Origin of the sequence: Candidatus Pantoea rara (genome assembly GCF_051136265.1) — a bacterium.
Taxonomy (GTDB): Bacteria; Pseudomonadota; Gammaproteobacteria; order Enterobacterales; family Enterobacteriaceae; genus Pantoea; species Pantoea rara.
Map to the genome: position 1 here is coordinate 3,679,959 of NZ_CP194942.1, position 20,558 is coordinate 3,700,516.

Consider the following 20,558-nt stretch of genomic DNA (forward strand, 5'->3'; position numbering starts at 1 on the left):
TTTGCCTGATTTATACGGCTTACGGGTTAAGTGAGACCACATGAGGTTGGGGTTTGATACGCATCGCCCACAGTACACCGACCATCAGACAAATAATGCCTGTCACGGTGAGCTGAGGTGGCCAGCTTTGATACCAGAGAAAAGTCCACAACAGGCCAGACAGAATCTCGAAAACGATCAGCGGTCCCATCAGTACGGTAGGCAGGCGCTGGCTGGCAGCGTTCCAGCATAAGGTGCCCAGCCAGGAGCAGAGCAGGCCAATCGTCAGCATCAGGGAGATAAACACAGTGGGACGCGGCCCAAACGGCAGCGAAAAATCAGGCTGTTGCCAGGCGAGTTGCACACTGACCAGCGCGTACATGATCAGCGCCATCGGCAGCGTCACGATGCCCTGCGCGGTGGCCCAGGTTGAGGGACGGAGTTCGGGATGGGTTCGCAGCCAGCGGGCATTGCGCAGCGGATACCAGGTCCAGCACATTACCGCTAACAGTGCCAGCACGATACCGGTCAGATAGCGGCCCAGATCCACTGTGGTGCCCTGACTTTGTAGCTCCGCCGCATTTACGCAGAGTAATCCGGCCGCCATCATGATCAGTGCCGGAACCAGCCGCCGCCATGGCAGCCTTCCTTCGAGATGGCCGTAACAGAGATTGGCGGTCACGGCGATCACCACCGGCAGCGTGCCGATAATCATGGTAGAGACCGGCCCGCCGGTGCGCTGAATGGCGTTCGCCAGAAACGCATAATAAAAGAGGTTCCCCACCAGCGAGAGCTTCACCGCCTCACGCCAGTCGGCCCGGCCCAGCTTGCGCAGGCGACGACGACCATGCCAGGCCAGCGGCAGCGCAATCAGTCCAAACGCCACATAACGTCCCGCCGACTGCAGGGCGCCAGGATAGTCAGGTATCAGCAGCGGCCCGACAAAGATTAGCCCCCACATCAACCCGGCAGTGATAGCAAACATAACACCCGCAAACATGATTTCTTCCTTATATAGACGTTTAATGGAGTGTGGCGGGTTCGGGCGGGGAATGCTTGTAGCAGATTGCGGTGGTATTAAGGCTGGCAAACCTGTTTTTGATAGCGGCCCGGCGTGATGCCATACCGGTTTGCAAAGGCGCGGGTGAGATGGGCCTGATCGGTTAATCCCACTGCCGCCGCAACGCTGGCAGCCGCTTCACCCTGTGCCAGCCTTTGCTTGGCGTCATAGAGTCGGAAAGCCATTAGCATCTGATGCGGCGTAACGTGATAGTGCTGGCGAAAGGCGCGTAAGAAGTGCCATGGCGATAACGATGCCAGTGCCGCCAGCTCTTCCAGCCGCACAGGTTCTGCGAGGTTGGCGCGCAGGAAATCTTTTACCTGGTCAAAGCGATGACGGGCATCAGGTCTGCCCTGTGAGGACATGCGGGCCAGCGGACGGATCTGCAGCAGCAGCTCGGCGATCAGGCTCTGGCGCGCAAGCTCAGACTCCGCCTGCCAGAGTGCGGTCAGCAGGCGGGAGAGCGGCTGCGCCACGCGCGGATTAGTCAGCAGCGCCTCGTTAAACCACCAGCCGCGATCGCCGGTCAGCTCATCCATCAGCTGTGGCTGAATGTAGATCATCTGGTAGCGCCATCCCTCCTCGCACGCTGACTCACCGGTATGCAGCTCATCCGGGTTCATCATGACCAGCGAGTTCTCCGGGGCAGTATAGTCGGTGCCGCGATAGCGAAAGCGCTGCGCGCCCGCTTCGATAGTGCCGATCCCAAAGGCTTCATGGGTATGAGGTTCGAAGGCATAGCGAGAGATATGGGCCTGATAGAGCTCTATACCGGGCAGCTCAGCGAGTTGCTGAAACCGGGCGCGATCTTTCTCATAGGGGAAACTAGCCGGAACACCTTCCACTTTTCTCTCCTTATTTAACCAGTCTGTTCAGGATGCCTGCGACCGGGGTGAAAATGCAAAAGATTGCTATCCATAACGCCGCGGGTGACACTGTTTTTTTCTGAGTGATGGGAGCAGGCATGGCACAGCGCGTGGTATTGGTTATAGATATGCAGAATGGGGTGTTCAGCTCGCCACGCTTCGACACAGCGGGACGGATTGCACAGATTAACCGGCTGACTGAACGCGCTGAGATCACCATATTTGTCCGGCACCGCGAAGGCGCGATGTGCGAGGGTAATGACGCGTTTGATCTGCTGCCGGAAATCGCTCAGCCCGATGGCGCGCACTATGTCACTAAAACCGCCTGCGACAGCTTCTGGCAAACGGAGCTGGCCGCGCTGTTAAAGCGTCTGGCGGTTGAGGAGTTTGTGGTGTGTGGCTGTGCCACCGACTATTGTCTGGATACCACGATAAAAGTCGGGGCCAGTGCGGGCTATGCCATTACCGTTGCCGCCGATGCGCACACGACGGCAGATCGCCGCTGGGTCAGCGCCGAAGCGCTGATTAACCAGCACAATGAGGTCTGGGCTTCACTGCAGATACCCGGCAACGTGCCGCGCGTGCTGAGCACGGAGGCCATTCTGGCAGAATGGTCATAACAGGTCGCGAAAGCCGCGCATAAAAAAAACCCGCATAAGCGGGCTTTTTTGCACTCTCTGGCCAACGTAATCAGAATGGAATATCGTCGTCGAAATCCATTGGTGGTTCGTTGTTGTTGCTGGCCGGCGCGCTCTGTGGCTGCTGCTGCGGACGAGACTGCGCGCCGCCACTGAACTGGTTGTTGTTGCCCTGCGGCTGCTGCGGCTGACCCCAGCCATTGTTGCCACCGCCCTGCGCGCCGCCACCTGCTGGCGCACCAGCACCGGCGTTACCGCCCTGCTGACGGCCACCCAGCATCTGCATGGTGCCACCAACGTTAACCACGACTTCAGTGGTGTAACGTTCCTGGCCGCCCTGATCCTGCCATTTACGGGTGCGCAGCTGGCCTTCAATGTAGACCTGCGACCCTTTTTTCAGGTATTCGCCTGCAACTTCAGCCAGTTTGCCAAACAGCACCACACGGTGCCACTCGGTGATCTCTTTGTTTTCACCGGTCTGCTTGTCGCGCCAGCTTTCAGAAGTAGCCAGCGTAATGTTGGCAACAGCGCCACCATTTGGCATGTAACGTACTTCCGGATCCTGACCCAGATTCCCGACAAGAATCACTTTGTTAACGCCACGACTGGCCATGTTGCTGTCTCCCGATGAGTTAATGCATACAGTCTAATCCATCAATTCTAACACGTCCTGCGGTCTGTTTCCCACTTTCGAGCGGGGTTCCAGTTTTAATCCTTAGCGCTCAGGAGGCTAAGAGTACTGGATATTTATTCAGTCTATTTTTTGTGCCATAATGACACGTTATTCTGGCCGTGTCGGCAAGGCGCGGTGAGTGCTGCTAATCCGGGAAAGGTGAATGGATAAGATCGAAGTTCGTGGTGCCCGCACCCATAATTTGAAAAACATCAACCTGACCATCCCACGCGACAAACTCATTGTGGTGACCGGCCTGTCAGGTTCAGGTAAATCCTCACTCGCGTTTGATACGCTGTATGCGGAAGGTCAGCGCCGCTATGTAGAGTCGCTCTCTGCGTATGCGCGCCAGTTTCTTTCGTTAATGGAAAAGCCGGACGTCGATCATATCGAAGGTTTGTCGCCCGCCATTTCCATCGAACAGAAATCCACCTCGCATAACCCACGTTCGACCGTGGGAACCATCACTGAGATTCACGATTATCTGCGTCTGCTGTTTGCCCGCGTAGGCGAACCACGCTGCCCGGATCATGATGTACCGCTGGCGGCGCAGACCGTGAGCCAGATGGTGGATCAGGTGCTTTCCCAGCCGGAAGGCCGTCGCCTGATGCTACTGGCACCGGTCGTAAAAGATCGCAAGGGTGAGCACACCAAGACACTGGAGAATCTGGCGACGCAGGGCTATATACGTGCCCGTATCGATGGCGAAGTGTGTGACCTCTCCGATCCGCCGAAACTTGAGCTGCAGAAGAAGCACACCATCGAAGTCGTAATCGACCGCTTTAAAGTGCGTGACGATTTGGCGACCCGTCTGGCGGAATCGTTTGAAACCACGCTGGAGCTTTCCGGCGGCACGGCTATCGTGGCGGACATGGATGACAGCGCCGCAGACGAGTTACTCTTCTCGGCTAACTTCGCCTGCCCAATCTGTGGTTACAGCATGAGCGAGCTGGAGCCGCGCCTGTTCTCGTTTAATAACCCGGCAGGCGCCTGTCCAACCTGCGACGGCCTGGGCGTACAGCAATATTTCGATCCTGACCGCGTGGTGCAGAATCCCGACCTTTCGCTGGCGGGCGGCGCAATTCGTGGCTGGGATCGCCGTAACTTCTACTACTTCCAGATGCTGCGTTCGCTGGCGGAACACCTCGATTTTGACATCGAAGCGTCGTTCGGCAGCCTGCCTGAAAACGTGCAGAAAGTGATTCTGTACGGATCAGGTAAAGAGAGCATCGAATTTAAGTACATCAACGATCGCGGCGATACGTCGGTTCGCCGTCATCCGTTTGAAGGCGTGCTCAATAACATGGAGCGCCGCTATAAAGAGACCGAGTCCTCAGCGGTACGTGAAGAGCTGGCGAAATTTATCAGCAACCGCGCCTGTGCCAGCTGTGAAGGCACCCGTCTGCGTCGTGAAGCGCGTCACGTCTTTGTGGAGAACACCACGCTGCCGACCATCTCTGAGATGAGCATCGGCCATGCGATGTCCTTCTTTGAAAACATGAAACTCAGCGGCCAGCGTGCGCAGATCGCCGAGAAGATTTTGAAAGAAATTGGCGATCGCCTGAGTTTCCTGGTTAACGTCGGCCTGAACTACCTGTCGATGTCACGCTCTGCTGAAACCCTTTCCGGCGGTGAAGCGCAGCGTATCCGTCTGGCCAGCCAGATCGGTGCCGGCCTGGTTGGTGTAATGTATGTGCTGGATGAGCCTTCAATCGGTCTGCATCAGCGCGACAACGAACGTCTGCTTGGTACCCTGATTCATCTGCGAGACCTCGGTAACACCGTGATTGTAGTTGAGCATGATGAAGATGCGATTCGTGCCGCTGATCATGTGATCGATATCGGTCCGGGTGCAGGCGTACATGGCGGCCAGGTAGTAGCTGAAGGTACCGTCGATCAGATCATGGCGGAAGAGGCGTCACTGACCGGCCAGTTCCTGAGCGGCAAGCGGGGTATTGCGGTGCCAGAGGAACGTGTCAAAGGCGATCCGGCCAAAGTGCTGAAGATTACCGGCGCACGCGGCAACAACCTCAAAGATGTCACGCTGACGCTGCCGGTCGGGCTGTTCACCTGTATCACCGGTGTTTCAGGCTCGGGTAAATCGACCCTGATCAACGATACGCTCTTCCCGATTGCTCAGCGGGCGCTGAACGGCGCGACCATCGCCGAACCCGCCCCTTACCGTGAGGTGGCGGGACTGGAGCACTTCGACAAAGTGATCGACATCGACCAGAGCCCGATTGGTCGTACACCGCGCTCCAACCCGGCGACTTACACCGGCATCTTCACGCCGGTGCGTGAACTGTTTGCGGGCGTGCCGGAAGCGCGTTCGCGCGGCTACAATCCAGGTCGCTTCAGCTTTAACGTACGTGGCGGACGCTGTGAAGCCTGTCAGGGTGATGGCGTGCTGAAAGTCGAGATGCACTTCCTGCCGGACATTTATGTGCCGTGCGACCAGTGCAAAGGCAAACGCTATAACCGTGAAACGCTGGAAGTGAAGTACAAAGGCAAGAGCATTCACGAAGTGCTGGAGATGACCATCGAAGAGGCCCGTGAGTTCTTCGATGCCGTGCCCGCACTGGCGCGTAAGTTACAGACGCTGATTGATGTGGGTCTCACCTACATCCGCCTCGGTCAGTCCGCCACGACCCTTTCCGGCGGTGAAGCCCAGCGTGTGAAGCTGGCGCGTGAGCTGTCGAAGCGTGGCACCGGTCAGACGCTCTACATTCTGGATGAGCCGACCACCGGACTGCACTTTGCCGATATCCAGCAGTTGCTGGAAGTGCTGCATAAGTTGCGCGATCAGGGCAACACCATCGTGGTGATTGAGCACAACCTCGATGTGGTTAAAACCGCAGACTGGATTGTGGATCTCGGTCCGGAAGGCGGCAGCGGCGGCGGTGAAATCCTGGTGTCGGGTACGCCAGAAACCGTGGCGGACTGTGAAAAATCACATACCGCGCGCTTCCTGAAACCCCTGTTACAGCAGTAATTCTCTCAGGCCCGCCACGCGCGGGCCTTTTACGCTCCTCTGCCGATTCAGCCAGAGAAATGCAGAATCAGGCAAGATTCAGACATGTATAGGCATATACGCTTTTCCCCACGCTGACTATCCTTAAGCGGTTCCTCTTTGGCACGTCTCTGACGTCGCCCTGTTTTCGCAGCACCTCAACGCTGCTGCACTTCATCGAATAACACTCACGACACATCGAAACTGGAGACACCATGAATATTACGCATGCGTATGCTGCTCAGGATGCAAAATCCAAACTGGCACCGTTCGATTTTAAGCCGCGTGAGCTGCGCGCCCATGACGTTCAGCTTGAAGTGCTGTTCTGTGGCGTTTGCCACTCAGACCTGCACCAGGCCCGTAATGAGTGGAAAAACACCATTTTCCCTGTAGTTCCGGGTCATGAAATTGTTGGTCGCGTGACCGCCGTTGGTCCGCAGACGCAGAAATACAAGGTCGGCGATCTGGTCGGCGTGGGCTGTATGGTCGATTCATGCCGCAGTTGTCCGAGCTGTCAGCAGGGTCTGGAGCAGTATTGCGAAAATGGCTTTGTCGGCACCTATAACGGTGAAGATCGCGAAACCGGCGCCATTACTTACGGCGGTTACTCAACGTCGATGGTGGTTGATGAAGGTTTTGTGCTGCGCATTCCGGAGAACCTGGAGCTGGCGGGTGTTGCACCGCTGCTGTGTGCCGGTATCACCACCTATTCGCCACTGCGTCACTGGAATGTCGGTCCTGGTAAGAAAGTGGGTATCGTCGGTTTAGGCGGCCTGGGCCATATGGGCGTGAAAATCGCGCATGCCATGGGTGCACATGTGGTGCTGTTCACCACCTCGCCATCCAAAATTGAAGATGGCAAACGTCTGGGTGCAGATGAAGTCGTCATCTCCAAAGATCCGGAGCAGATGGCGCAGCACGCGAACAGCTTTGACTTCATTCTGAATACTGTCGCGGCTCAGCACGATCTCAACCCGTTCATCACCCTGCTGAAGCTGGATGGCAACATGACGCTGGTTGGCGCACCGGAGCACGATCACCCTGCACCACAAGTGTTTAACCTGATCTTCAAGCGTCGCAGCATCGCAGGCTCACTGATTGGTGGCATCGCAGAAACCCAGGAGATGCTTGATTTCTGTGGTGAACACGGCATTACATCAGACATCGAACTGATCGCGATGGATCAAATTAACGAAGCCTATGAGCGCATGCTGAAAAGCGATGTGAAATACCGCTTTGTTATCGACATCAACACCCTGCGCGAGCAACCTGCCGCGTAAACCGTCCGACCTGAAACCCTCTTGCTTTGGCAGGAGGTTTTTTATTGCCGTTTATCGGGCTGCTGCAACCTGCTGGAATGAGGCATCGACCAGATAGTAGATCTGCGAATCTTTCAGCGAACCGTCCAGGAACAGCGTGCTCCAGTGAGACTTGTTCAGATGCTCACTGGGAATGATGTCGCTATGCTCTTCACGCAGTAACTCGGCCAGCGCCGGCGTCGATTTCAGCGAGACCGCTGGCCGCCCTTTTGCCTCATGCACCATCGCAAACAGCACGCCGTTGCTTTTAATCTGTGTAGCCTTCCAGTCACTGTGTACGCTTTGCTCCGCGCCCGGCTTACTCATGCAATAGGTCAGTAAGTCTGAGTTATTCATTACGCTTCCCCTTGTAAAGTGGCGACAATCCGCCTGGCACCGCCCTCAATGCGATGCTCGCCCAGCCAGATACCCTGCCAGGTGCCCAGCACCAGACGTCCCCGCTGAACGGGTAATAACAACGAAACCCCTAAGGTCGAAGATTTGATGTGCGCTGGCATATCATCACGCCCTTCGTAGTCGTGCTGATAAGGCGCATTTTCCGGCACGTGCCGCATGAAATGCTGCTCCATGTCGCTACGCACTGTCGGGTCGCAATTCTCGTTTAAGGTTAACGACGCCGAGGTGTGCTGTAACAGCAGATGCAGCAGACCGGTTTTGATATCACGCAGTCCTGTGAGCGCGTTAACAATCTCATCGGTGACCAGATGAAACCCACGCGACTTCGTGCTCAGCGTAATAGTTTGTTGATGCCACATAGCTTATTCCTGAAACGGTTATCCCGTTTAAGTGTGCAGCATGTCGCTGAAAGGTAAACCCTGACCCATAAAAAAACCGCCAGAGAGAACCCTGACGGTTTTTTTACAGCCTGCCTGCCGTTACATCACGGCGGCAAACGCTTCAGCGACCTGATGGACATTTTTGCTGTTCAGACCGGCCACACACATGCGACCGCTACCCACCAGATAGATGCCAAATTCGTTACGCAGACGATCGACCTGCTGCGCACTCAGGCCGGTATAGCTGAACATGCCACGCTGCTTCAGCAGATAGTCGAAGTTTTTACCTGGCAGAGCGGTACTCAGCACGTCCACCAGCGACTGACGCATCGCGAGAATACGCAGACGCATCTCTTCGACTTCAGCCAGCCAGCTGGCTTTCAGTGACTCATCGTTGAGGACGCGCGCAACAACCTGTGCACCAAAGTTAGGCGGGCTGGAATAATTGCGGCGAACGGTGGCTTTTAACTGACCCAGTACGCGTGCTGACTCTTCGGCGCTGTCACAGACGATGGAAAGACCGCCCACGCGCTCACCATAGAGCGAGAAGATTTTGGAGAAGGAGTTACTGACCAGCGCAGGCAAACCTGCCGCCGCAACCGCACGCAGCGCATAGGCATCCTGCTGCATACCGGCACCAAAGCCCTGGTAGGCGATATCCAGGAAAGGAATCAGTTGCTGTGCTTTCAGCACTTCAATGGTCTGATCCCACTGCGCATCGGTCAGGTCAGCGCCGGTCGGGTTATGACAGCAGGGATGCAGCAGCACGATGCTCTGCGCTGGCAGGGTTTTCAGGGTGCTGATAAAGGCATCAAACCGCACACCGTGCGTCTCAGCGTCATACCAGGGATAGGTATTGACATCAAAACCTGCGCCATTAAATATCGCGACGTGGTTTTCCCAGGTCGGATCGCTGACCCAGACCGCAGACTGCGGGAAGTAGCGCTTCAGGAAATCCGCGCCCACTTTCAGCGCGCCAGAACCACCCAGCGTCTGAATCGACGCAATACGGCCCGCCTTTAACACCGGATGGTCGGCACCAAACAGCAGCGGTGCAATCGCATTACGGTAGCTATTCAGCCCTTCCATTGGCAGATAGAGCGATGCCTGATGCGGCTCAGCATAGAGTTGCTCTTCGGCAGCCGCTACGGCCTTTAGCTGCGGAATAATGCCCTTTTCATCGTAATAGAGCCCGATACTCAGGTTAACTTTGTGTTCGCGTGGGTCTTGTTTGAAGGCTTCCATCAACGACAGAATCGGATCGCCAGCATAGGCATCAACGTTTTGAAACACGGTGTAGGTCTCCATGATTGGTCCAGAGGATAGAAGCGGTTAAACCCGATAGCGTCCCGGACGGTGGTTCATTGCAATAATCAGATTCAGGATCACCGCACCGGCAATCGACGCGAGCAGGATGGGGCCACTCACCACAAACAGTGACGCCAGCACGACGCAGGTATCAACCGCCATTTGCAGCTTACCCGCGCGGATCCCAAAGCGATCCTGTAGCCAAAGGGCCAGAATATTGATGCCGCCCAGGCTCGCCTTATGACGAAATAACACTATAAACCCGATTCCCATGATGACGTTACCGAACAGTGTCGCATAGAAGGGGTTAAGGTCAGAAAAGTGGACGAACAGCGGGTGCAGCTGGGTGAACAGCGACACCAGCCCGACAGCGCAGAAGGTTTTCAGGGTAAATTCCCAGCCCATGCGTTTTACCGCCAGCCAGTAAAAAGGGATATTGATCAGGAAGAACGTGCTGCCAAACGAAAGCGGCGAGAGATAGCTGATCAGAAAGGCGATGCCTGCGGTGCTGCCGGTCAGCGCGCCCGCCTGTTTCAGCATAATGACGCCGAACGAGACCATCAGGGTGCCAAGCACCATCGCCAGCGCATCTTCAATGCGTGAATGCGGGACGCGGGAGGGTTCTGCGATGTTATCCATGGAGGTTTTCTCAGTGCAAATGATGCGGTTCAGATGCAAAAAACAGACCATCGCCACACCATTGAACTGCTGTAAAGCCGGCGCCAGCGATATCCTGTTGATATCCAAGGCGCTTTTAAAGTAACTTTGTGCATAAATTTCGGCCAACACCGTTAATCCATGCGTTAAAGTCCATCATCATGCGTGTTGTTTGCATTTATTAGCGAAAGTGTGCACCAAAACCACACAATGCGCACCTTTTTAGCGCGTCTTCTTCTCAGGCATCATCATCAGCCCGTTCTCTTTCATTCGTCCCAACACCACCGAAGTTTTCACATGGGAAACACTCTGGTGGCCCGCGACTAACTGGCTGATTAACGCACTGAGCGAATTGAGATCGGCTACCGCTACTTTGAGCAGATAGTCAGCATCGCCAGTGGTTTTATAGGCATCCACGATTGCCTGCTCCTGCTCCACCATGCGGTGAAAGCTCTCAACATATTCGGCGGTGTGGTTGATTAAGCGCACCTCAATTAATCCCACCATGCCAAGCCCGATCGCATCTGGCGACAACCGGGCGTGATAGCCCAGGATGAGATTAGCCTGTTCCAGATTGATACGGCGGCGGGAACATTGTGAGGCGGAAAGGCCGACCAGATCGCTGAGTTCCTGATTGGTCAGACGGCCGTTGGATTGGAGTAAAGTCAGGATTTTAAGGTCGTAATCGTCTACGTGAGTCATTCCGTTTCCACAGCGTGATGGGCGTCGCTTTGTTACAGATAACCCGATAACCCGAGAGGTTGTCCAACACTATTTTCTGATGATGGGTTCTGTCATGCACAGATCGTGCATGACAGCACAAACCGGGGATTATTCGTCGTCGTATTGCGGGCCAGCGTAGTTATCAAAGCGCGACCACTGACCGTTGAATGTCAGCCGTACTGTACCGATCGGACCGTTACGCTGCTTACCCAGAATGATCTCGGCGATCCCTTTGAGATCGCTGTTTTCGTGGTAAACCTCATCGCGATAGATAAACATGATCAAATCCGCGTCCTGCTCGATCGAGCCTGATTCACGCAGATCCGAGTTGACCGGACGTTTATCGGCACGCTGTTCCAGTGAGCGGTTAAGCTGTGACAGCGCCACCACCGGCACATTCAGCTCTTTGGCCAGCGCTTTCAGCGAGCGGGAGATCTCCGCAATTTCCAGCGTACGGTTGTCCGACAGCGCCGGAACGCGCATCAGCTGCAGGTAGTCGATCATGATCATGCTTAATCCACCGTTTTCACGGTAGATGCGCCGGGCACGCGAACGCACTTCGGTAGGCGTCAGGCCAGAAGAGTCATCAATGTACATGTTCTTCTTCTCCAGCAGGATGCCCATGGTGCCGGAGATTCGCGCCCAGTCCTCATCATCCAGCTGTCCGGTTCGGATGCGGGTCTGATCGACGCGGGAGAGCGAAGCCAGCATACGCATCATGATCTGCTCGCTGGGCATTTCCAGACTGAAGATCAGCACCGGCTTCTCCTGCAGCATGGCGGCGTTTTCGCACAGGTTCATCGCAAAGGTGGTTTTACCCATCGAGGGACGTGCGGCGACAATAATCAGGTCAGAGCCCTGCAGGCCCGCCGTCTTTTTATTCAGATCCTGATAGCCGGTATCAACGCCAGTGACACCATCGTGCGGAGTCTGATAGAGCGATTCAATACGGGAAACGGTCGATTCCAGAATCTGCTCAATGTTTTTTGGGCCAGCATCTTTATCCGCGCGCGCTTCCGCAATTTTAAAGACATTCGACTCGGCGAAGTCGAGCAGCTCTTCGCTGTTACGTCCCTGCGGATCATAACCGGCATCGGCAATCTGGTTGGCGACGGAGATCATCTCACGCACCACCGCCCGCTCACGCACGATATCGGCATAAGCGCCGATGTTCGCCGCGCTTGGGGTGTTTTTCGCCAGCTCAGCCAGATAGGCGAAGCCGCCCGCCATCTCCAGTTCGCCACGCGTTTCCAGCGATTCGGATAGCGTAATCAGGTCAATGGGTTTGCTGTTTTCCAGCAGCCGCTGCATCTCGGAAAAAATCAGCCGATGCGAGCGGTTGTAAAAGTCATTCGCGACGACGCGCTCGGAGACGTTATCCCAGCGCTCGTTATCCAGCATTAACCCACCGAGCACCGACTGCTCCGCTTCCAGAGAATGCGGGGGCATTTTCACGCCTGCGAGCTGGCGATCCTGCGTTTCGTTCGATTTGTTGGTGGGTTTATTTCCTGCCATAGTGAATGCATTACCGATCTTCTGTGGGGACGCGCAAGTATACCTTAGTTGGGGTGCGTGCCTCACCCTCATGATGAAACAATCACAGGAGTCAGAATGGCAAAGCGTATTCAGTTCAGCGCACATGGCGGCCCGGACGTTTTAGCGTGGACAGATTTTGAACCTGCTGACCCCGCCGAACATGAAGTGCAGGTTGAGAATCGCGCTATCGGGATTAATTACATCGATACTTATGTTCGCAGCGGACTTTATCCGGTTGCCGATTTCCCCTCTGGTCTGGGGACGGAAGCCGCGGGTGTCGTGTCGCGCGTAGGCCGTGGTGTGACCCTGTTTAAGCCCGGCGATCGCGTGGTCTACTGCATGGCGGCTATGGGCGCTTATAGCGACGTGCACAATGTGGCGGAAGATCGCCTGATGCATCTTCCGGAAGCAATCAGCTTTGAGCAGGGTGCAGCCAGCTTTCTGAAAGGACTGACCACGCAATATCTGCTGCGCCAGACCTATAAAATCAGCGCCGGTGAGACCTTCCTGTTTCATGCGGCCGCTGGCGGCGTCGGGTTAATCGCCTGTCAGTGGGCAAAAGCGCTGGGCGCGCATTTGATTGGCACCGTGGGCTCAGCAGAAAAGGCCACGATGGCGAAAAATGCCGGTGCCTGGGCGACCATTAACTATCGCGAAGAGAATATTGCGCAGCGCGTTAGCGAACTGACGGAAGGGAAAAAAGTGGCAGTGGTGTATGACTCCGTGGGCAAAGATACCTGGGAAGCGTCGCTGGACTCGCTGCGTCGTCATGGCCTGATGGTGAGTTTTGGTAATGCTTCTGGTCCGGTGACCGGCATTGATCTCAGCATTCTGAATAAGAAAGGCTCGCTGTTTGTGACCCGTCCTTCACTGTTTGGTTATGTCACCAACCGTCAGGAGCTTGAAACCGCCAGCGCTGAGCTGTTTTCGCTGCTGGCGAGTGGCGCAATCAAAGTGAATGTGCCAGAGCAGCAGAAGTTTGCGCTGAAAGAGGCCAGCAGGGCACACCAGATGCTGGAGAGCCGCGCCACGCAGGGATCCTGCCTGCTAATACCGTAATCGCAGGCAGCAAAAAGGGCTTCCCGTGGGAAGCCCTCTTCTTTTTTTTATTTTTTGTTCGCGCTGGTGTAGGGACAGCGGCGATGAATTCATGTCGAGTCGATGGCACATCGATTTGACGACAGGCATCCTGCCAGAAAACATAAGTAAAAAATATGTTTAATTGCAGTTCAGCACTGAGCAATCTCTCACACTGTGATCGCTACCGCATTTAGCGCCAGCCTTTGCGGTCTAACCTGTTGATCTTACGCCTCAGCTTACGACGTGCTCGTGCATCGCTGTCGCCAAAAAAGGCGCGGTGTAGCCACACAGCGATCACCGCCAGCACCAGCCACGGCAACACCTTGATAACAATTGCGAACAGTCCACCGACAAACATCACGATGGTGGCGACGACCAGTGCCGCCAGCACGCCAATCAGCGAAACGCCGGTCAGCAACAGCATCAGGAAAAACCCTAATACGAATAATATTTCCACGTCAGCGCTCCTTTTTGAGATCGATTGTTATAGCTATTACAAGAAGCGTGCCAACCATTAACTCATTGATTTTTAGCTAATAACGGTTCGTAAATGCCCGTTAGCCTGGCGAAAAAAACCATATCGTGGCGTAAAAAAAACCAGCCTTCAGGGCTGGTTTTTCAGGGCTGGATTGCGGATCACGCTTCCTGTGGGATCTTATCCGCTACCAGCGCGAGCGCCGCTTCCAGCACACGAACATCAGCACCCGGCTTGTGGGCGTTTTCACTCAGGTGGCGTCGCCATTGACGGGCGCCCGGAATACCCTGGAACATACCCAGCATATGCCGTGTAACGTGTCCCAGATACGTGCCCTTCGCCAGTTCCGCTTCTATATAGGGATACATGGCGCGTACCACTTCCACCGGATTAGCCGCCGGATGCTCACGTCCAAACAATGTCTGATCGACCTGCGCCAGAATGCCAGGGTTTTGATAGGCTTCACGTCCCATCATCACGCCATCGAGGTGCTGCAGATGAGTCTGTGCCTCTTCCAGCGTTTTCACGCCGCCATTAAGCGCGATGGTCAGATGGGGAAAATCGCGTTTCAGCTGATAGACGCGGGGATAATCCAGCGGTGGAATTTCGCGGTTCTCTTTGGGGCTGAGGCCGGAGAGCCACGCTTTACGCGCATGGATGATAAATGTCTCGCACTCACCGCGTCCCGCCACTGTGCCGATAAAATCGGTCAGGAATTCATAGCTGTCCAGCTCATCAATACCGATGCGGGTTTTCACCGTGACCGGAATGGAGACCACGTCGCGCATCGCCTTAATGGCATCCGCGACCAGATTCGCCTCGGCCATCAGGCAAGCGCCGAAACGGCCATTCTGCACCCGATCAGAGGGACAGCCGACGTTAAGATTTACTTCATCGTAACCGCGCTGCTCTGCCAGCTTCGCACACTGCGCCAGTGCTGCCGGATCGCTTCCGCCAAGCTGTAAGGCGACCGGATGTTCAGCCTCACTGTAAGCCAGGTAATCCCCTTTGCCATGAATGATCGCGCCCGTGGTCACCATTTCGGTATAGAGCAGCGTGTCACCGGTCAGCTGACGATGAAAATAGCGACAGTGACGATCGGTCCAGTCGAGCATGGGGGCGATAGAGAAGCGTTGCGAAGAGAAATTAGGCATGAAGCGCAGACAATCCGGTAATTAAAGGTGATGGAATTCTGTGCAAGGATAACACAAGGGCGGACGATAGTGCATCGCCCGCCCCCGAACAGTCTGAATAACGCGCTTAGAAGTTAAAGCCGAGCTGCATCATCGCGCCCCAGGTGTTGTTAGCACCCACTGAGCCCGCCAGATCCAGATGGACGGCTTTGTTAAACGGCGACAGACCGAAACCGGCCGTGGCAACATTCTCGTCGTGAGAACGCATGTCTGCACGATAACCGCCACGCAGCTGCAGCCAGTCAAGTACGCGGTATTCCGCGCCCACACCCGCATACTGGCTGTTATCCTGGGTTTTGAAGCGCTTAGTCTCAGTCAGATCCACATCGCCCGTCACGGTAAACGGACCTTTATCCCAGGACAGGCCGGTGGTGACCAGCGGGCGAATCTGGTAGGTGTCGCGGAAACCATTGACCTCTTTGGTCTGCAGATCGCGCGACACCAGGTTCTGTCCGGTGACACCCAGCGTCCAGTTTTCAGCAAAGGTGGTCGCCAGACCGGCATCAACGTTAAAGCCGGTGTCGGTACTGCGATACTGACTATTGTTGATGTCGTTCTTGTCGTAATTGTAGATGCTGGCGGTGTAGTTATAGAGCCAGGTTTTCTGCACTTTTGGCGTCACGCCTACCGATACGGGCTGACCGGCGATGGTGAACTCATGCGCCACCGCAACGCCATAATCGGTGGTGAGTGCCGCTAAACCATTCGCACTGGAGCGAAGATTATTTTGATCGCCCGGACGTGGGAAAACCGTGCCATTAGCAACACCGCGCAGGTAGTCGATATCACCCTGTACTACGTTAGCGCGGACATGCGCGGTACCGTAGGCTTTGGTGATAAAGGCGAAAGGCAGGGTCTCATTGGGAATGGTAACCGCAACCGCAGCGCCCGCACTGCCGTCGGCTTTGTTACCGCGCAAATCGCTTAGCCTGTTGGCGACATCGCCAGAGGCGGCGCGCAGTTCAGGATAGCCACGGAAAAAATCCGCTGCCGTAAAGTTACCCAGTACCGTGCGGTAGCGATCCACGGTGTCCGAAATATCATCGACTTTATCGAGCAGCTTGTCTTTGTCAGTAACCTGAATACCTGCCGAGGGAATAATAATGCTGACGTTATCGTCGGGTTTGGCGCGCGTCATCAATGCCGGGTTTGCCAGCACTGCGGAGCCATAGAGAGAAGATGCGACGCCGGTGCCGCCCATTGCGTCATTACGTGCATCATACCAGGTCCCTGCCGCCATGGCGGAAGAAGAAAGGAAAAGCGCGGTCACTACAGCGGAGTACTTCAGCGCTGAACGTTGAGCGGATTTTTTCACCATTTGCCTGCCATCACCTGAGAAATTGTCATTGAAACATTCAACGACTGAATAGTTTGTTAGCCCTATTGTGAACCCTGGCTAACGCGTTATTGCTGTGAATTCAAAGGAAACAGTGTCTTAGTTCAAGGGATTGGACGTTTTCCAATCAAAAAATCATTGTAATTGTTCAAACTGCGCCGTGATATTTCAAATAATGCCAGACTTTTCTTAAGTCTTTCTGAACATTACTTCTTAACTCAGTGAGATGCAAAGCAAAAGGCCAACAAATTCCGCTTCAGGTCGATTCAGGGTGGATCTGATTCGTCGTCATATTTGAGATAAAAGACGGGTTAAACTCTGATTATGCTGCTTTATCAGGCAAGTAATGCTGATTTTTAAAACAATACCAACTTCAGCATCGCGAAACTATGTGTGATAAAATAACATCACTTATCCAGCGGAGTATTTTCATGACCAACATGACGTCACAGCAAATTTTGATTCAGGCCGAAAAAATGTGCCTGCAACGCGGTGTGCGTCTGACTTCGCAGCGTGCTGAAGTATTGCGCCTGATGGCCGAACAGCCCGGCTCAATCAGCGCCTATGATTTGCTGGATCAACTTCGCGTCAGTGAACCTCAGGCCAAGCCGCCCACGGTCTATCGTGCGCTCGATTTCCTGCTGGAGCAGGGTTTCATTCATCGGGTGGAATCCAATAACAGCTACGTCATGTGTCATCACTTTGAAGCGCCAGCCCATACGTCGGTGATGCTGGTCTGTGACCGCTGTGCTGCTGTTACAGAGAAACAGGCACAAGGTGTGGAGAAGATTATTACGACGCTGGCAGGTGAGGCGCAGTTTACATTGCGCCACAGTGTGATTGAAGCGCATGGGTTATGTGAAAGTTGTGCTGCGGTTGAAGCCTGTACGCACCAGGAGAGCTGCGAGCATGATCACCATGATGAGGGGAAAAAGCGGGGAAAACGCGGGTAACTGGCACATCCTTGTGCGATTCCATCCCTGTACCCTCCGGTGCGGGCACACCGAAGCGGCTTAAGCTCATTATCAGGATATCGTGATTACCAGCGGTGATCTTTGTTCTTGCCTTCCCAGTCCGTTACTTCGCGCTCTGCTTCATCTTTCGCATAGCCGTAACGTTCCTGGATTTTACCGACCAGCTGATCGCGTTTACCTTCGATAACCTGCATATCATCGTCGGTCAGCTTGCCCCATTTCTCTTTCATTTTGCCTTTGAACTGCTTCCAGTTGCCGCTCGCTTCGTCTTTATTCATGGCAGACCTCCAATCCTCGGGTTTAATGATTATTTTGCTACTCAACAAAATAACGATATAAAGCGCTGGTTAACTGCGCTGCTTAAAGTTAATTGTAGTAGCCAATTTCATAACCATGGAATAATACAGAATAATCCGTATCAACCTGGGCCAGCCTCTGCAGAATCAGGCGTCAAACCAGCTGTTATGACGCCAGTGCTTACGCCAGATGAGCCACAGTGACAGGCCGCGCAGCGCCAGGAAAACCGTCACCGCCAGCCACAGGCCGTGATTGCCCAGCATCGGTATGCTGAGCAACGTCAGAAAGTAGCCTGCCGCTGCCACGACCATGCTGTTACGCATCTCACGTCCGCGCGTCGCGCCAATGAACATCCCATCCAGCAGATAACACCAGACGCCGATCAGCGGCATGATTATCTGCCAGACCAGATAGCGGTCTGCTGTCTGCTGCAGTGACTGAAGAGAGGTCAGCAGGGTGACAATCTGCGGGCCAAAAATGGCATAAGCCAGCGAGAAGAACAGCGCTACCACCAGCGCCTGCCGACAGGCTGAGTGCCAGACCTGCTGCAATTTACTGCCATCTTTTGCGCCATGTGCTTCGCCGGCAAAAGCTTCAACCGCGTAGGCAAAACCATCCAGCGCGTAGGCAGTAAAGGTAATGAACATCAGTAATACTGCGTTAACCGCTACCACATCCGGACCCAGCCGCGCACCCAGCACGGTGAGCGAGGCAAAACAGAGCTGCAGCATCAGAGAGCGCAGCATGATATCCCGGTTGAGGCGCAGCAGCCGGCCGCTGTCACCGCGCCAGCTCTGCTTCAGCAGATTAAACGTAATACCGCGCAGCTTTAACACCCGCCAGACCATAATACCGCCGACGCCCAGCGTGATGTACTCCGCCAGCGCCGTGGCGGTTGCCGCACCCGCGACACCCCAGTGCAACCCCATCACCAGCCAGAGATCGAGCACGATGTTAACCAGATTGCCCACCACCAGCAGGATCACCGGCGCGCGGGCATACTGCACGCCCAGCAGCCAGCCCAGAATCACCAGGTTTGCCAGGGTTGCAGGCGCACTGAGCCAGCGAATCTGAATAAACAGTGCCGCCTGTTCAAGAACATCGGGATTGCCACCAACCAGGTGGGTCGCCAGCTGGATAATCGGATAACGTAAAGCGATGAACAGGACACCTGCCAGCAACGCAATGATCAGCGGCTGTGCCAGTGCACGTGCCAGAGCGGTTTTATCGCCCGCACCAAACGCCTGTGCCGTAAGGCCAGTGGTACTCATTCGAAGGAAAAGCAGCAGCATAAACAGGAAGCTGGTCACTGTTGTCCCGACCGCAACCCCGCCAAGATAGACAGGGCTGTCGAGATGACCAATAACTGCAGTATCGACCACCCCCAGTAAGGGAACGGTGATATTTGAAAGGATCATCGGCAGCGCAAGCCGCCAGAGATTTTTATCCGTTGCCGTGACAAAGCGCATTCGCCGTTCCGTGCTCAGTGTCGCTGCAGTAAAGCAGGCGACAAAATTAGGGCAGACAGAATAGCATCAGAAAAGGCGAATGCACGCAGCCCTCAGAATCAGAGCCACTCGCCGTTACGGACCACGCCAACCGCCAGACCTTCAATAGTCAGCGACTGAGCACGGGTATCGACAACAATCGGGTCGAAATCACTGTTTTCAGGCAAAAGGTGCACGATAGCACCCTGCTTTTTCCAGCGTTTAACGGTGACTTCATCATCAATGCGGGCAACAACAACCTGGCCGTTGCGCACATCCTGGGTTTTATGTACCGCGAGCAGGTCGCCATCCATAATCCCGATATCTTTCATAGACATTCCGCTGACGCGCAGCAGGAAGTCAGCAGATGGTTTGAACAGGCCTGGATCGACCTTGTAATGGGTTTCGATATGTTCCTGCGCCATGATCGGCTCACCGGCTGCAACACGGCCAATCAGTGGCAGCCCTTCAGAGGCTTCTTCTTCCATTAACAGACGAATGCCGCGCGAAGCACCAGAAACGATCTCGATGACGCCTTTGCGCGCCAGCGCTTTCAGATGCTCTTCTGCCGCATTTGGCGAACGGAAGCCCAGCTGCGCGGCAATCTCTGCACGCGTAGGCGGCATGCCCGTTGAAGAAATATGGTCGCGAATCAGGTCATAGACCTGCTGCTGCCTGCTGGTTAATGCTTTCATCCCGCCCCCTGGTTGTTTATACAGTCGCTGTGAGTATATACAGGTATTGGCGAAATGGAAACCGATTGTCAGGTAAAACGCGCCCTCAGGCGCGTTGTGGAAGGGCTATCGCAAATGTGTCCAGAGCAGCGCGACCCAGACAAACAGGGCCAGTATGATGCTGATCAGCACCGCTGCCGAGCCCATGTCTTTTGCGCGGCCCGCCAGCGGATGATGCTCCTGACCGATGCGATCGACCACCGCTTCAATGGCGCTATTGAGGATTTCGACAATGACCACCAGCACCACCACCCCAATCATAAGGATGCGGGCGATCACATCGACATCCAGCCAGCACGCGATAATAATAGCGGCCAGTGCAGCCAGCGCTTCCTGCCGAAACGCCGCTTCATGTTGCCAGGCGGCTCGCAGTCCCTGCCATGAGTAGCCTGCGGCTTTTACTATTCTGATAAGTCCGGTGGCATTATTTGCCATGA

21 protein-coding genes are annotated in these 20,558 nt (G+C 55.0%); 5 read left to right on the forward strand and 16 right to left on the reverse strand.

All coding sequences use genetic code 11. The annotated features are described in order from the left end of the window. Positions 1–19: 19 nt before the first annotated feature. Complete coding sequence (locus tag ACR8BF_RS17385) at positions 20–979, reverse strand: DMT family transporter (RefSeq protein WP_179897221.1); 960 nt, start codon at positions 977–979, stop codon at positions 20–22. A 77-nt stretch (positions 980–1,056) separates the two neighbouring features. Further along, positions 1,057–1,884, reverse strand: a complete 828-nt coding sequence (locus ACR8BF_RS17390; protein WP_434745333.1) for an AraC family ligand binding domain-containing protein — start codon at positions 1,882–1,884, stop codon at positions 1,057–1,059. 119 nt (positions 1,885–2,003) lie between these two features. Here ACR8BF_RS17390 and ACR8BF_RS17395 point away from each other — a divergent pair, with 119 nt between their 5' ends. After that, positions 2,004–2,525: an isochorismatase family protein gene (locus tag ACR8BF_RS17395; RefSeq protein ID WP_179897218.1), complete on the forward strand. Its 522-nt coding sequence runs from the start codon at positions 2,004–2,006 to the stop codon at positions 2,523–2,525. A gap of 70 nt (positions 2,526–2,595) precedes the next feature. Here the strand turns inward: ACR8BF_RS17395 and ssb1 are convergent, their stop codons facing one another. Continuing rightward, positions 2,596–3,156: a single-stranded DNA-binding protein SSB1 gene (gene ssb1 / locus ACR8BF_RS17400; protein ID WP_090963699.1), complete on the reverse strand. Its 561-nt coding sequence runs from the start codon at positions 3,154–3,156 to the stop codon at positions 2,596–2,598. 223 nt (positions 3,157–3,379) lie between these two features. On the opposite strand from ssb1, the gene uvrA reads away from it, so the two are divergent. Further along, positions 3,380–6,208: an excinuclease ABC subunit UvrA gene (uvrA, locus tag ACR8BF_RS17405; RefSeq protein ID WP_179897215.1), complete on the forward strand. Its 2,829-nt coding sequence runs from the start codon at positions 3,380–3,382 to the stop codon at positions 6,206–6,208. Positions 6,209–6,441: 233 nt separating this feature from the next. Continuing rightward, positions 6,442–7,506, forward strand: a complete 1,065-nt coding sequence (locus ACR8BF_RS17410) for an NAD(P)-dependent alcohol dehydrogenase (RefSeq protein ID WP_136197603.1) — start codon at positions 6,442–6,444, stop codon at positions 7,504–7,506. A gap of 51 nt (positions 7,507–7,557) precedes the next feature. On the opposite strand, the gene ACR8BF_RS17415 is transcribed toward ACR8BF_RS17410, so the two are convergent. The 6 genes from ACR8BF_RS17415 to dnaB form a co-directional block, all read right to left on the reverse strand. Next, positions 7,558–7,881, reverse strand: coding sequence for an MmcQ/YjbR family DNA-binding protein (locus tag ACR8BF_RS17415; protein ID WP_003855748.1), 324 nt, complete (start codon positions 7,879–7,881; stop codon positions 7,558–7,560). Next, the gene (locus tag ACR8BF_RS17420) at positions 7,881–8,300 is read right to left on the reverse strand and encodes a secondary thiamine-phosphate synthase enzyme YjbQ (RefSeq protein ID WP_314984938.1); all 420 of its coding nucleotides are present in this window, start codon (positions 8,298–8,300) and stop codon (positions 7,881–7,883) included. Before ACR8BF_RS17420 ends, ACR8BF_RS17415 begins: the two co-directional genes overlap by 1 nt. A 120-nt stretch (positions 8,301–8,420) precedes the next feature. Continuing rightward, on the reverse strand, positions 8,421–9,614 hold the full coding sequence (locus tag ACR8BF_RS17425; RefSeq protein ID WP_314984981.1) for an amino acid aminotransferase: 1,194 nt from the start codon (positions 9,612–9,614) through the stop codon (positions 8,421–8,423). A gap of 39 nt (positions 9,615–9,653) precedes the next feature. Continuing rightward, entirely contained in the window at positions 9,654–10,268 is a 615-nt protein-coding gene (locus ACR8BF_RS17430) for a YitT family protein (RefSeq protein ID WP_292986628.1), read from the reverse strand. A gap of 240 nt (positions 10,269–10,508) precedes the next feature. Then, the gene (locus tag ACR8BF_RS17435) at positions 10,509–10,988 is read right to left on the reverse strand and encodes an Lrp/AsnC family transcriptional regulator (protein ID WP_179897210.1); all 480 of its coding nucleotides are present in this window, start codon (positions 10,986–10,988) and stop codon (positions 10,509–10,511) included. A 129-nt stretch (positions 10,989–11,117) separates the two neighbouring features. Then, positions 11,118–12,524 (reverse strand): replicative DNA helicase, encoded by a 1,407-nt coding sequence (gene dnaB / locus ACR8BF_RS17440; RefSeq protein WP_003855755.1) that lies wholly within the window; start codon positions 12,522–12,524, stop codon positions 11,118–11,120. Positions 12,525–12,620: 96 nt separating this feature from the next. On the opposite strand from dnaB, the gene ACR8BF_RS17445 reads away from it, so the two are divergent. Then, positions 12,621–13,604, forward strand: a complete 984-nt coding sequence (locus ACR8BF_RS17445; protein ID WP_434745334.1) for a quinone oxidoreductase — start codon at positions 12,621–12,623, stop codon at positions 13,602–13,604. Positions 13,605–13,815: 211 nt separating this feature from the next. On the opposite strand, the gene pspG is transcribed toward ACR8BF_RS17445, so the two are convergent. From pspG to ACR8BF_RS17460, 3 genes are all read right to left on the reverse strand, one after another. Beyond that, positions 13,816–14,082 carry an envelope stress response protein PspG gene (gene pspG, locus ACR8BF_RS17450; protein ID WP_179897206.1) on the reverse strand — a complete coding sequence of 89 codons (267 nt, stop codon included), beginning with the start codon at positions 14,080–14,082 and terminating at the stop codon, positions 13,816–13,818. Between the two features lie 179 nt (positions 14,083–14,261). Beyond that, positions 14,262–15,254 carry a tRNA dihydrouridine(20/20a) synthase DusA gene (dusA, locus tag ACR8BF_RS17455; RefSeq protein ID WP_434745335.1) on the reverse strand — a complete coding sequence of 331 codons (993 nt, stop codon included), beginning with the start codon at positions 15,252–15,254 and terminating at the stop codon, positions 14,262–14,264. Positions 15,255–15,360: 106 nt separating this feature from the next. Next, positions 15,361–16,611, reverse strand: a complete 1,251-nt coding sequence (locus ACR8BF_RS17460) for a conjugal transfer protein TraF (RefSeq protein ID WP_179897202.1) — start codon at positions 16,609–16,611, stop codon at positions 15,361–15,363. 449 nt (positions 16,612–17,060) lie between these two features. Between ACR8BF_RS17460 and zur the strand changes: the two genes are divergently transcribed. Further along, the gene (zur, locus tag ACR8BF_RS17465; protein WP_313697835.1) at positions 17,061–17,582 is read left to right on the forward strand and encodes a zinc uptake transcriptional repressor Zur; all 522 of its coding nucleotides are present in this window, start codon (positions 17,061–17,063) and stop codon (positions 17,580–17,582) included. An 86-nt stretch (positions 17,583–17,668) separates the two neighbouring features. Here the strand turns inward: zur and ACR8BF_RS17470 are convergent, their stop codons facing one another. The 4 genes from ACR8BF_RS17470 to ACR8BF_RS17485 form a co-directional block, all read right to left on the reverse strand. After that, positions 17,669–17,881: a CsbD family protein gene (locus ACR8BF_RS17470; RefSeq protein WP_090963679.1), complete on the reverse strand. Its 213-nt coding sequence runs from the start codon at positions 17,879–17,881 to the stop codon at positions 17,669–17,671. 165 nt (positions 17,882–18,046) lie between these two features. Continuing rightward, positions 18,047–19,369, reverse strand: a complete 1,323-nt coding sequence (gene dinF, locus ACR8BF_RS17475) for an MATE family efflux transporter DinF (protein WP_434745336.1) — start codon at positions 19,367–19,369, stop codon at positions 18,047–18,049. 98 nt (positions 19,370–19,467) lie between these two features. Next, positions 19,468–20,082 carry a transcriptional repressor LexA gene (gene lexA, locus ACR8BF_RS17480; protein WP_010252231.1) on the reverse strand — a complete coding sequence of 205 codons (615 nt, stop codon included), beginning with the start codon at positions 20,080–20,082 and terminating at the stop codon, positions 19,468–19,470. Positions 20,083–20,187: 105 nt separating this feature from the next. Next, positions 20,188–20,556: a diacylglycerol kinase gene (locus ACR8BF_RS17485; RefSeq protein WP_179897196.1), complete on the reverse strand. Its 369-nt coding sequence runs from the start codon at positions 20,554–20,556 to the stop codon at positions 20,188–20,190. Positions 20,557–20,558 lie beyond the last annotated feature (2 nt).

Coding starts and splice junctions, on each gene's coding strand:
- ACR8BF_RS17445 (WP_434745334.1), top strand. CDS start 12,621: ATGGCAAAGCGTATTCAGTTCAGCGCACATGGCGGCCCGGACGTTTTA.
- ACR8BF_RS17420 (WP_314984938.1), bottom strand. CDS start 8,300: ATGTGGCATCAACAAACTATTACGCTGAGCACGAAGTCGCGTGGGTTT.
- ACR8BF_RS17385 (WP_179897221.1), bottom strand. CDS start 979: ATGTTTGCGGGTGTTATGTTTGCTATCACTGCCGGGTTGATGTGGGGG.
- dinF (WP_434745336.1), bottom strand. CDS start 19,369: ATGCGCTTTGTCACGGCAACGGATAAAAATCTCTGGCGGCTTGCGCTG.
- ACR8BF_RS17395 (WP_179897218.1), top strand. CDS start 2,004: ATGGCACAGCGCGTGGTATTGGTTATAGATATGCAGAATGGGGTGTTC.
- zur (WP_313697835.1), top strand. CDS start 17,061: ATGACCAACATGACGTCACAGCAAATTTTGATTCAGGCCGAAAAAATG.
- ACR8BF_RS17470 (WP_090963679.1), bottom strand. CDS start 17,881: ATGAATAAAGACGAAGCGAGCGGCAACTGGAAGCAGTTCAAAGGCAAA.
- ACR8BF_RS17460 (WP_179897202.1), bottom strand. CDS start 16,611: ATGGTGAAAAAATCCGCTCAACGTTCAGCGCTGAAGTACTCCGCTGTA.
- ACR8BF_RS17435 (WP_179897210.1), bottom strand. CDS start 10,988: ATGACTCACGTAGACGATTACGACCTTAAAATCCTGACTTTACTCCAA.
- ACR8BF_RS17485 (WP_179897196.1), bottom strand. CDS start 20,556: ATGGCAAATAATGCCACCGGACTTATCAGAATAGTAAAAGCCGCAGGC.
- lexA (WP_010252231.1), bottom strand. CDS start 20,082: ATGAAAGCATTAACCAGCAGGCAGCAGCAGGTCTATGACCTGATTCGC.
- dnaB (WP_003855755.1), bottom strand. CDS start 12,524: ATGGCAGGAAATAAACCCACCAACAAATCGAACGAAACGCAGGATCGC.
- ssb1 (WP_090963699.1), bottom strand. CDS start 3,156: ATGGCCAGTCGTGGCGTTAACAAAGTGATTCTTGTCGGGAATCTGGGT.
- ACR8BF_RS17410 (WP_136197603.1), top strand. CDS start 6,442: ATGAATATTACGCATGCGTATGCTGCTCAGGATGCAAAATCCAAACTG.
- uvrA (WP_179897215.1), top strand. CDS start 3,380: ATGGATAAGATCGAAGTTCGTGGTGCCCGCACCCATAATTTGAAAAAC.
- ACR8BF_RS17430 (WP_292986628.1), bottom strand. CDS start 10,268: ATGGATAACATCGCAGAACCCTCCCGCGTCCCGCATTCACGCATTGAA.
- ACR8BF_RS17415 (WP_003855748.1), bottom strand. CDS start 7,881: ATGAATAACTCAGACTTACTGACCTATTGCATGAGTAAGCCGGGCGCG.
- dusA (WP_434745335.1), bottom strand. CDS start 15,254: ATGCCTAATTTCTCTTCGCAACGCTTCTCTATCGCCCCCATGCTCGAC.